The following is an 11057-nucleotide window of genomic DNA, read 5'->3' as shown; positions in this document are numbered from 1 at the left end:
TCTTCAATTGTAAATTTAGCCAAAAGAAAAGCACCTCCAAATGTTAGACTGTGTCTAATATTTGGGGTGCACTTCAACGAGAGGTTCTCTTTTTATTTGTCCTTCTGCTTTAGTTTCTGTAAAGCAGAACGATACATATCATCATTCATTTTCGTCTCTGGTTCTTCTTCTTTGACAGGTGGTTCTGGCTGTTTAAACTTTTGAAGCGCCTGTCTATAGAAATCATCACCTGACGGAGCATCATCTGTCTGAGAAGGCTCTGACGCTTTTTCTTCCACTTCAGGCTCTACAGGTCTCGCCGCAACTTCTGGCTCGCTATGCGGCACGTCAGGATGATTCGATACATCTTCTTTGATCTCTTCCTTCTCGGCCGAAGCGTGTCTGACATTGAACGCTACTAATCCGATAATGACTAGAACAGCAGCTACTAACGCTACAATAATCGTCGCCAAAAGAACCCTCTCCTTATCGCTTAAATGACGCAGTGACTGATGCTACACGTCTTCCTAATGCTTTCCCCAGCTCAATGCCTTCTGCAGAAATCACTTCATCAGAATCAATCGGGCACGTCACACCTGCTCCATAATAAGAACCGTATAACGCATTTTCTGGAACATTTCCAGGAAGGCCGACCACAAGCATCCCTTGATGGAACATTGGCGTAATCAAATTATGCATCGTCATTTCTAATCCGCCGTGTGTTGTTGCAGTGGTACAGAAAACGGCACCGACTTTATCGATGAGTTTTCCTTCTGCCCATAAATACCCAAGACGGTCAATCCATGTCTTTAATCCAGAACTAATGGTACCAAAGTGACCAGGGCAGCCCCAAATGATTGCATCCATTTGATCAAGCTTGCGGATATCCGCATCTTTCACATGATCAATGAACACTTCAGCTTGCTCTGTTTCACCTGCGCCAGCTGCAATCGCTTCTGCAAGTGCTTTTGTATGGTCACCTTCACTATCGTATACGACATAAATTTTCATGTACGGTCCCTCCACACTTATCTTGCATCTTGGTTTGCTTCCTTAGGTGCTGGAAGCAATGTCATTTCTTGTTTCTTATCCTGCTTTTCTTTTCGCTTTTTATCCTTACGTACATCTCGCAGGAACAAGCTGAGAATCACACCAGCTGCACAGAATAATGTCACCCACATGTAAGCATCATTGATGCCCATCACATTGGAATCGACTTGTGCTTTCGTAAAGAGCTGGGTCGACACATATTTTTGAGCAGCTTCTGCTGTCATGCCCATATGGTGCATCACATTAGAGACAGCCGCCTGGAATGAATTCATAAAGAACGGGTCAGCCGTATTCGTTTGATCTGCCATATTGGAATAATGGAATGTCGTGCGATTTGTATAAATCGTCGTGATCAAACTCGTACCGATCGAACCACTGATTTGTCTCAGTGTGTTTGACATCGCTGTACCATGACTGTTTAAATGTTGCGGTAATTGGTTCATCCCAGCAGTCATGACTGGCATCATTAAGAGTGACATACCAAAGGCACGTACTGCATACATGAGCACAATGTGACTATAAGATGTATCAATCGTCAGCCTTGTAAACTCGTATGTGGTGACAACCGTAATCAGCATCCCTACAATGGCAAGTGGACGAGGTCCAAATTTATCAAACAAAATCCCTGAAATTGGGGACATAATGAGCATCGCAAGTGCCCCTGGAAGCATTAATAACCCCGATTGCAGTGCAGTAAACCCAACGAGGTTCTGCAAGTAGATCGGTAGTAAGAACATCCCAGTGTATAAGGCAACGGTAATAATAATGTTAATAACACTTGATAATGAGAAAATGCTGTATTTAAACACGCGGAAATCAAGCATCGGATTATCCGCTTTTAGCTGTTGGAAAATAAAGAGAATGATCGCAATCGCACCAATGATAATCGTAGATAAAACGATTGGATCTGTCCAACCATCACTTCCCGCTTCACTCACTCCGTATAGAAGCGAAGCAAAACCAACGATCGACAGAATCGCACCAAGGCTGTCCAGCTTGATTTTTTTAGGCTCTACAATATTTTTAAACATAAAGAAAGCCGCGATAATGACAATCGCACCTATTGGTACAAGTCCATAAAACATAATACGCCATGAATAGTGTTCAATAATATAACCAGATAACGTTGGTCCGACAGCTGGCGCAAACATCATCGCAAGACCAAAAATCCCCATTCCTTTCCCTCTGTTTTCTGGAGGGAAAATAAAAAGGATTGTTGTCATGACGAGCGGCTGTAAGATACCGCCACCGACTGCCTGAATCAAACGACCAATCAGCATCGTAGAAAAGTTTGGCGCAATACCGCAAATAAAAGTCCCTAGTGTAAATGAAATCATCGCCACGAGGAATAAGCTGCGCTGGCCAAAACGTGTGATTAAAAACGCAGATAACGGAATGAGCACCCCGTTGACAAGCATGTAACCTGTTGTAAGCCACTGAATTGTCGTCGCACTCACATTAAATTCAGTCATTAAATGGGGCATGGCTACGTTCAAAAGCGTTTGGTTTAAAATCGCTACGAACAAACCGGCCATTAAAATGATCAGTAAAGACAAGGAGCCTGCTCCCTGTTTTGTCGCTGCAGGTTGATTTGCCATCTCAGACAACCTCCTTTCATTTTTTGATATCAGTCATCATTAAGATGAAATTTTGACAGAAGCATTCATACCTGGAAGTACTTTGTCAGATGGATTTTTAATTGAAATTTTCACTGCTACTTTTTGTGTCACTTTCGTGTAGTTACCACTTGAGTTTGTTGCTGGCAGCATATTGAATGTTGAGTTTGTTGCATAACCAATTTGTTCAACTGTTCCTTCAAATGTTGTATCAGGATCGCCGTCTACAACGATGTCCACTTTGTCACCTTTTTCAATGTTCTTAATGTCTGTTTCTTTAATATTCGCTGTAATGTAAAGCTTGCTTAAGTCAATCGTTTCACCAAGAACTGTCCCAGGCTGCACTTGTTGGTTGTTTTGTACTTCTTTTTTGACTAATGTGCCATCAGCCACTGCTTTAATGTTTGTTTTTGCTTCTCCTTCAACTTTTGCAACTGTGCTGTCTTTTTGCACTTCGTCACCTTCATTGATATCCCAGCCTTTGATTTGTCCAGCTGCTGGCGCTGTAATTTGGTACATGTCACCTGTCACTTTTGCTTCATCTGTTTTTACGAAGTTTGTGCTTTCGTAGTAGTAATAAGCACCTCCGGCAATAATGGCAAGAATCACAATAAGGCCAATAATATTTGTTAGCAATAAACGCCCTCTGTTCATGTTTTGTTTCTCCTTTCATGTATAAAAATATAGTGTCATCTGCTTTAGCAAACTTAGAATGCCCATCATCTGACAGATTATGAAACAAGCTCATAGAGCTGTCTGTTTCCCCTTTTTCTACTCCGCTGAAAATGGTGTGCAGCCCATTTATACTTATTGTTCACTTATGAGCAAAAAGCAGAAAAAGAAGAAAAGACGATCGGCATCTTTTTTGAAAAACTTATATTTAACAAGATTAAATATTAATAAATGAAAATTGAAATGTCAAAGAGAAAGTTTTACTTTTTTTCTGGTGATCCCTTCCTTCTCCACACAAAAAACCTTTCAGCCCTTATGCTGAAAGGTTTTTTTGAATGTTCTCTTTAAGAATGAACTTCTTCCTGCTGAAAAAATTTTTTTAATGCGAGAAAAACGTCTGATTTTTGCTTCAAAATATAATGTTTAAATTTCTCATCCTGAATATGTTTATATGCTGACATTAACGTAGAATGCCGATTATATTGATTCACTTCACCATAACAAAATAAATTGGCTTTTTTCATAATTTCAGAAACGAGCTTCACGCACCGTGCATTATCAGAGGTCAAATTGTCACCATCAGAAAAATGGAAAGGATAAATATTATATCGTGACGGGGGATATCGTTCGTCTATGAGCTCTAGTGCCTTTCGATAGACAGAAGAACAAATGGTTCCCCCGCTCTCTCCCCGAGAAAAGAAGTGCTCCTCGTCTACGACCTTCGCCTCTGTATGGTGAGCAATGAATTCGATCTCGACTGTCTCATACTTTGTCCGCAAGAAACGTGTCATCCAAAAGAAAAAGCTTCTCGCCATATATTTTTCCCAAAGCCCCATACTTCCGCTCGTATCCATCATCGCTAGGACAACCGCTTTTGATTCTGGTTTGGTGACTTCATTCCACGTCTTATACTTAATATCCTCTGGATAAATGGGATAAAAGGAAGGGCTTCCTGTCATGGCATTTCGTTTAAATGCTGACAGCATGGTTCGTTTTTTATGGATATTACCGGTTAACCCCGTTTTGCGAATATCATTAAACTCAATTTCCTCGACAACGATATCATCAAGTTCCTTTTGTTTAAGATTTGGTAGCTCCAGCTCACGAAATAGCGCTTCCTCTAAATCCATTAATGAGACTTCTGCTTCGTAATAATCATCACCGGCTTGATCTCCAGCACCTTGACCTTTTCCCTGCCCTTGCTTACTGTCAGATCCATCCCGAGCGACCACATCGCCAACCTGGCTGTCTCCATCCCCCTGACCTACATGCTTATTCTTATCATAGTTGTACCGAATTTTATATTCATCTAAAGAACGGATTGGAATTTTGACCACATCTTTGCCATTAGACATAATAATGCTTTCCTCTGTGACAAGATCCGGCAAATTGTTTTTAATCGCCTCTTTGACTTTTTTCTGATGACGCTGCTGGTCATCAAAGCCTTTTCGATGGAGGGACCAGTCTTCCTGAGACACAATAAACTGACTTTTTTCTTGCCGGGACATCCATCCCCCTCCTCACCTTTTTGCACAATTCTTGTACCCATCGATTCCATTATCGTATGCTGGCCGTCGTCGAAATGACGATGATTTTTAAAAAAGACATTACTGGTGCTGGTTTGCGCCAATAATGCCTCCTTCATTTATTAACGATTCAGAAGACTGCCTACATATTTTAAGAGTTCATTTGCACTTGTAGAATTATAGCCATGCTCATCAATCAATCGCGCCACTACTTCATTGACCTTTTTCAACTGCTGCTCATCCGGCGTTTTTGTCGATGTCGTAATTTTCACGACATCTTTCAAATCGGCAAAGAGCTTCTTCTGAATGGCTTCTCGTAACCTCTCATGAGAATTATAATCAAAGCGTTTGCCCTTTCTCGCATAAGCTGAAATCCGAATAAGGATTTCTTCTCTGAATGCCTTTTTGGCGTTTTCAGAAATGCCGATCTGTTCCTCAATTGAACGCATGAGCTTTTCATCAGGATTCATTTCTTCACCTGTTAACGGATCACGCAGTTTGTTTTTATTGCAGTACGCCTCGACATTATCTAAGTAATTATCCATGAGAGTTTTCGCAGACTCCTCATAGGAATACACAAATGCCTTTTGAACTTCCTTCTTCGCCATATCGTCATACTCTTTTCGTGCGACAGAAATAAAATTCAAATAACGTTCCCGATCTTCACTTGAGATCGATGGATGCTGATCGAGTCCTTCTTTTAAGGAACGGAGGACATCCAGTGCATTGATGGATTCCATGTTCTTTCGAATAATAGTGGATGAAATGCGGTTAATGACATATCTCGGGTCAATTCCGCTCATTCCTTCGTCATGAAATTCCTTTTTCATCTCATCAATATCAACAGATTGGAAACCTTCGACACTTTCGCCATCATACAGTCGCATTTTTTTCACCAAATCGATATCAGACCGCTTCGGCTCTTTCAGCCTTGTCAAAATAGAGAACATCGCAGCTACCTTTAGCGTGTGCGGTGCAATATGAACATCTGAGACATCACTTTCTGAAATCATCTTATGATAAATGCGTTCTTCCTCTGTCACCTTTAAATTATAAGGGATCGGCATCACAATAATTCTTGAGTGTAAAGCCTCGTTCTTTTTATTTGAAATAAATGACCGATACTCCGTTTCATTCGTATGTGCAACAATCAATTCATCCGCACTAATCAACGCAAAACGCCCCGCCTTAAAATTTCCCTCCTGCGTTAATGAAAGAAGATGCCATAGAAATTTCTCATCACACTTTAACATCTCCTGAAATTCCATCATTCCACGGTTCGCTTTATTGAGCTCTCCATCAAACCGGTACGCACGCGGGTCTGACTCTGAACCAAATTCAGCAATCGTTGAAAAATCAATACTTCCTGTTAAGTCAGCAATGTCCTGAGATTTAGGATCCGACGGACTGAAAGTACCAATGCCGGTCCGTTTGTCCTCTGAGAAAAAGATTCGTTCCACTCTCACATCCTCAATGCGGCCACCATATTCCTCTTCCAGCCTCATCAAGTTCAAAGGTGATAAATTCCCCTGCACACGTATGCCGTATTCTCTATAGAAATCCTCCCGCAGATTTTGCGGAATGAGATGAAGCGGATCTTCATGCATTGGGCAGCCTTTAATCGCATAGACTGCGCCATGATCTGTTAGTGAATACTCTTCCAGCCCTCTTTTCAGCCTTGTGACAAGCGTCGATTTCCCGCCGCTGACTGGCCCCATTAACAATAAAATACGCTTTCTGACATCTAAACGTTTAGCCGCAGGGTGAAAATACTCTTCCACTAGCCTTTCCAATGATTCCTCTAATCCAAAAAGCTCCTGATCAAAAAATTTGTAGGTTCTGACCCCATTCTCCTCTTCAATCCCGCTGTCCTTAATCATATGATAAACGCGAGAATGAGCAGACTGAGCGACAAGTGGATTTTCTTTAATAATATCTAAATATTCGCTGAAGGTGCCTTCCCATTTCAGTCGCTGCTCTTCTTCTCTGTGCTGTTCAATTTTCTTTAAAATATCCATATGAACCTCCTCTTTCAAGATTGAAGCTAGAAATCAGATACTGTTTTACAATCTATGCGGAGGCGTCCTATTACATGCTTTCGTTCTTCAAAATGACGAATTGGCAAACTGAATTGACAACCATCCGCAAGACCCTTCATAATAAAGGAAAAACAGGAGAAAAATGATCTTCATCTCCTGCTTTTCAAGGCGAACTTCACAACATATGAAACCGGCAGCAAAGGAACAAAGGGATAAGGGGGAGCTTATATGAGAACGGTCATTATGATGGGCGTCATCATTACGTTTTTAGTATCCATTTTCACAGCTGGCTACGAAGGCAAGCCTGGTAAATGAAAAAAAGGATGTTCCATCAGCGGAACATCCTTTTTCATTTCGTTCATATTTTCAGCACTTATATATTCACTGAAAGCGAGATGGGATCTCGGCTTTTATCTTGTTCTTATATCAAATCTCGGTATTGCTGCTGGCGAAGCGCCTCATACACAAGAATCGCTGCCGTATTCGATAGATTCAGTGAACGAACATGCTCTGTCATCGGTAAACGTAGACAGCGATCCATATTCCGTTCAATCAAATCTTTTGGCAAGCCACTCGTTTCTCTGCCAAATACGAAGAAGTAGTCTTCATCTAGCTGCGAGTAATCGAACGTTGTATGCGGCTTTTGCCCAAACTTTGTGATATAGAAAAATTGCCCCTTCGGATGAGCCTCAAACAATTCATCTAATGAATCATGATAGACGACATTGGCATATTTCCAATAATCGAGTCCTGCACGCTTCAGCATTTTATCATCTGTCGAAAAACCAAGCGGACGAATCAGATGAAGTGTTGTATTTGTTGCTGCACATGTACGCGCAATATTTCCAGTATTAGCTGGAATTTCTGGTTGATATAAAACGACATGAAGTCCCAAAAAAGTTCACCTCTAATTTTCTTTTCCGCTCAACATTATACCATTAACTACCCTTCGGAGCATCGTCCAAAATGTGAAAAAACGTATAACGAATATTAGGTGTATAAGCCGTTGAATCTTCATACGACCAGTAACGCATACGGCTGTCATACGTTTGTGCATTCACAAGAGGCATTCCGCCTTTATCATGATCAACGACAATGGTTGTATGATTATACCTACCGTCACCCTCAAAATCGTAACAAATAACATCACCTATTTGAAGCTCCTGCGGCTCCTTGAGCTTCTTCGCTCTCAACCCCGCTTTGGAATTCGCTAAGTAATTTTTCATCGAATGTGCCACCGTCCAGCTGTAGCTCCACGTATGTGGACGAACCCACCAGCCAGATCCACGGTTCGGATATCCTCTCGTTGGCGCATTCCCTGCTTTTAGACATTGTGAAATAAAATTCGTACAGTTATCTTCGAAGTTTTTATAGGCTGGATTTCGTTTATTCCAATACGTCTCAGCATATTGAACAGCTGCACGCCGGTCATAGTGAAAAGCTCTTCCAAATTGGTCTTCATTTTGGAAACGCTCATCCACCTGATCTTCCTTTTGTCGTTCTTCTAACATCATCCGATCTTTCACAAGCATGTCGTTATAAAGAAACGCTTCTCTTTTCTCAACCTGTTCCTCTAAATAAAAAGAATCGTCTATATCCTTACAGACATAAGTGAGGTGCGCGAGATATTGTACTTGCTGAGCTCCATCATCTTGAATAGCTGAATCGAGAAGTTTTGCTTTTGCTTTCGCCTTGACAATCTCAACTTGTCTTCTTGCAAACAACTCTTTCTTTCGCTCCACAGCGTCCACATCAGACATCAGCTGCGGCTGTTTGATCGTACTGCCATTTAATAAATATGCCAGTCTGTCTTCTAACGTTTGTTCTAATAATTGTTTCACACAGACACCACCAAACTTTTTTTAACATCTCTGTTTGGTTCATTCTATGTTCAATGGGAGGTTATTTAGTATTTAAAGGTGTTTGTAACAATTCAATCCCTTTGATGATCTCTTGTTTTGCTTCTTCATCACTTTCCCGTTCAAGGGCTTTTTCGAGTTCTGAAAGCTGCTGACCATCGCCAATTTTACCGATTGCCCAAGCAGCCGTGCCTCGAATGACCGGTCTTGGATCTTTATGCATCAGGTCAACCAAATCTGGCAAAGCAGATGCATCTTTAAAGTGAGCAAGTGCCAAAATGGCATTCCGCTGAATAGGCTTTTTCCCTCGCCATGATCCAGAAACATGACCATACTTCTCTTTAAATTCACGATTGCTCATTGTCAGCAGTGGCTTTAAGAGCGGCTTTGCAATTTCAGGGTCCGGCTCCATTTCAGGATGTAGATGAAAGTCTTTCCCTTTATTAATTGGGCAAACCGTTTGGCACGTATCACATCCATACAACCGATTCCCTATTTTCGAGCGAAATTCGTCAGGTAAAAACCCTTTTGTCTGTGTTAAAAACGAAATACACCTTTGAGAATTGAGCTGGCCTGGATTCACAAGAGCACCCGTTGGGCATGAATCCACACATTTATTACAAGTTCCGCACTGGTCTTCTATTTTCTCATCCGGTTCAAATGGAACATTTGTAATCATCTCAGCCAAATAGACATAAGATCCGAACTCTGGGGTGATAATCATACAGTTCTTTGCACTAAAGCCAATGCCAGCACGTTCGGCTACAGCACGGTCAGACAATTCACCTGTGTCCACCATTGATTTTGTCCGTATATCTTCGTGTTTACTACGCAAAAACTCTTCAAGCATGTCGAGCTTTTTTTTCAGCACAACATGATAATCAGTTCCCCATGAAGCCCTGCAAAAAATCCCTCTTCTTGCATCCTTTGTACTTCGGGGAGCATCTTTCATTTTGGAAGGGTATGCGAGCGCAATGGCGACAATTGATTTTGCTTTTGGAAGCAGCAAAGCAGGATTTGTTCGTTTTTCGATATCAGGCTCTTCAAAACCGGACAAATACCCTAACGATTCATGTAAGATGAGGCGGTCCTTTAATGAATCAAATGTATCAGCACTTGCAAATCGAATTTTATCGACACCAATTTCGTTCGCATATTGAATTAACTCTTCTTTTAATTGTCCAACATGAATCACCTTGCAAACCTCCTTTCTTTGTTTCTTCAGTTGTTTTCAGTATAATACGAGTGTATCATGACCGATTGGAGTGAGTCACTGTGAAGATACAAATGGAAATTTCCCAACCTCAAAGCCCGTCTATCCATGTTGGACAGATTGAATATTCACATATTGAGATAGGTAAATCCCCTCAAATGTTAAAAGGTCGACTACGCCTGTTTCAAGAATCTTTGTTTTTTGAATATGAAGATCAAACTTTGGAAGAAGTACCAGCGATCAAAGAATGGACGAATCTTCTAGAAGGTGTTCCCTTTCTTCCGCTTCTTGCTGATATTCAAAAAGAACAATTTATTGACTCGACCAATTCCGTACAGGATTTGTCGATATTTTTTTCATTAAAATATTTCTTGCCTATCCTTACATTAGATGCCGATCAATTGAAAGGGCCTCTTTCATTATCCAAAAATGAAACTGGTCATATTGAATGGCAGGATGGCGCAGAGCTTAAAGGGTTATTTTCTCAAGCAAGTAAAGCTCAAATTTCTCAAGACACAAAAAACATTCTTCAAATCATTCTCTTCCCACCATCTATTTCCCGGGAAAAGAGTGAGGCACTTATACAATCCTTGACGAAGATGTTTATACAAATACATGGTGGAGAAAGCAAATATGAACTCATTGAAAAAGCACTGTAGGTCACAGTGCTTTTTACATTATACTGACATAATAAAAAACGCAACACTTCGTTTATCTATGAAACGAAATACTGCGTTATAAACAAAATTATGTATTGGAGCGGGTGATGAGAATCGAACTCACGACATCAGCTTGGAAGGCTGAGGTTTTACCACTAAACTACACCCGCATCAATCTTTTAAAGACAACGTCATTGCGTTGACTTTTATTATGTTACAACTTTCTTAACAATTCGTCAAGAGAATATGAAGATTTTTCGTCAAAAAATTTCATATTCTCCATATATATTACGATAGTTATTTGTCTAGCTGGATATAAAATAAGTAGGCATGTGACTTATTCTTCAGCGCTTGCTTAGGATTTTTCTCAATCTCTTCAAGCATCGGTGAATTTCCGTCTTTCCCCATTGCCGCTGTATACGCAATCAGTGCCTTTCCTCCAGA

General features: G+C 40.8%; 10 protein-coding genes and 1 tRNA gene. 1 reads left to right on the top strand and 10 read right to left on the bottom strand.

The genetic code is table 11. From position 1 onward, the window contains the following. Positions 1–92 precede the first annotated feature (92 nt). The 9 genes from V7L95_RS11480 to queG all read right to left on the bottom strand — a co-directional run bounded on the left by V7L95_RS11480 (position 93) and on the right by queG (position 9933). Positions 93–452: a hypothetical protein gene (locus V7L95_RS11480; protein WP_017360371.1), complete on the bottom strand. Its 360-nt coding sequence runs from the start codon at positions 450–452 to the stop codon at positions 93–95. A gap of 13 nt (positions 453–465) precedes the next feature. After that, positions 466–990 (bottom strand): flavodoxin family protein, encoded by a 525-nt coding sequence (locus tag V7L95_RS11475; protein WP_008358701.1) that lies wholly within the window; start codon positions 988–990, stop codon positions 466–468. Positions 991–1007: 17 nt separating this feature from the next. Next, entirely contained in the window at positions 1008–2627 is a 1620-nt protein-coding gene (locus V7L95_RS11470; protein ID WP_017360372.1) for a DHA2 family efflux MFS transporter permease subunit, read from the bottom strand. A 39-nt stretch (positions 2628–2666) separates the two neighbouring features. Then, on the bottom strand, positions 2667–3299 hold the full coding sequence (locus V7L95_RS11465) for an HlyD family efflux transporter periplasmic adaptor subunit (protein WP_007497037.1): 633 nt from the start codon (positions 3297–3299) through the stop codon (positions 2667–2669). A 362-nt stretch (positions 3300–3661) separates the two neighbouring features. Continuing rightward, positions 3662–4825, bottom strand: a complete 1164-nt coding sequence (gene yhbH, locus V7L95_RS11460) for a sporulation protein YhbH (RefSeq protein WP_017360373.1) — start codon at positions 4823–4825, stop codon at positions 3662–3664. A gap of 140 nt (positions 4826–4965) precedes the next feature. Then, entirely contained in the window at positions 4966–6861 is a 1896-nt protein-coding gene (locus V7L95_RS11455; protein WP_017360374.1) for a PrkA family serine protein kinase, read from the bottom strand. Positions 6862–7303: 442 nt separating this feature from the next. Then, a complete protein-coding gene (trmL, locus tag V7L95_RS11450; protein WP_003211950.1) occupies positions 7304–7777 on the bottom strand; it encodes a tRNA (uridine(34)/cytosine(34)/5-carboxymethylaminomethyluridine(34)-2'-O)-methyltransferase TrmL in 474 nt (157 codons plus the stop codon). Between the two features lie 43 nt (positions 7778–7820). Further along, complete coding sequence (locus V7L95_RS11445; protein WP_017360376.1) at positions 7821–8723, bottom strand: amidase domain-containing protein; 903 nt, start codon at positions 8721–8723, stop codon at positions 7821–7823. Between the two features lie 61 nt (positions 8724–8784). Beyond that, positions 8785–9933 carry a tRNA epoxyqueuosine(34) reductase QueG gene (gene queG / locus V7L95_RS11440; RefSeq protein WP_340969028.1) on the bottom strand — a complete coding sequence of 383 codons (1149 nt, stop codon included), beginning with the start codon at positions 9931–9933 and terminating at the stop codon, positions 8785–8787. 83 nt (positions 9934–10016) lie between these two features. Here queG and V7L95_RS11435 point away from each other — a divergent pair, with 83 nt between their 5' ends. After that, positions 10017–10613, top strand: coding sequence for a hypothetical protein (locus V7L95_RS11435; protein WP_340966418.1), 597 nt, complete (start codon positions 10017–10019; stop codon positions 10611–10613). A 96-nt stretch (positions 10614–10709) separates the two neighbouring features. On the opposite strand, the gene V7L95_RS11430 is transcribed toward V7L95_RS11435, so the two are convergent. Beyond that, positions 10710–10783: transfer RNA gene (locus V7L95_RS11430), tRNA-Gly, on the bottom strand. Positions 10784–11057: the final 274 nt, after the last annotated feature.

The organism is Bacillus sp. PPSBB_11, from assembly GCF_038023285.1.
In the GTDB taxonomy this organism is placed as follows: Bacteria; Bacillota; Bacilli; order Bacillales; family Bacillaceae; genus Bacillus; species Bacillus altitudinis.
This window is presented reverse-complemented; position numbering and strand designations above follow the sequence as displayed.

Bases quoted from the DNA above. Each gene is read 5' to 3' on its own strand.
- V7L95_RS11455 (WP_017360374.1), bottom strand. From the start codon at position 6,861: ATGGATATTTTAAAGAAAATTGAACAGCACAGAGAAGAAGAGCAGCGA.
- V7L95_RS11470 (WP_017360372.1), bottom strand. From the start codon at position 2,627: ATGGCAAATCAACCTGCAGCGACAAAACAGGGAGCAGGCTCCTTGTCT.
- yhbH (WP_017360373.1), bottom strand. From the start codon at position 4,825: ATGTCCCGGCAAGAAAAAAGTCAGTTTATTGTGTCTCAGGAAGACTGG.
- V7L95_RS11465 (WP_007497037.1), bottom strand. From the start codon at position 3,299: ATGAACAGAGGGCGTTTATTGCTAACAAATATTATTGGCCTTATTGTG.
- V7L95_RS11475 (WP_008358701.1), bottom strand. From the start codon at position 990: ATGAAAATTTATGTCGTATACGATAGTGAAGGTGACCATACAAAAGCA.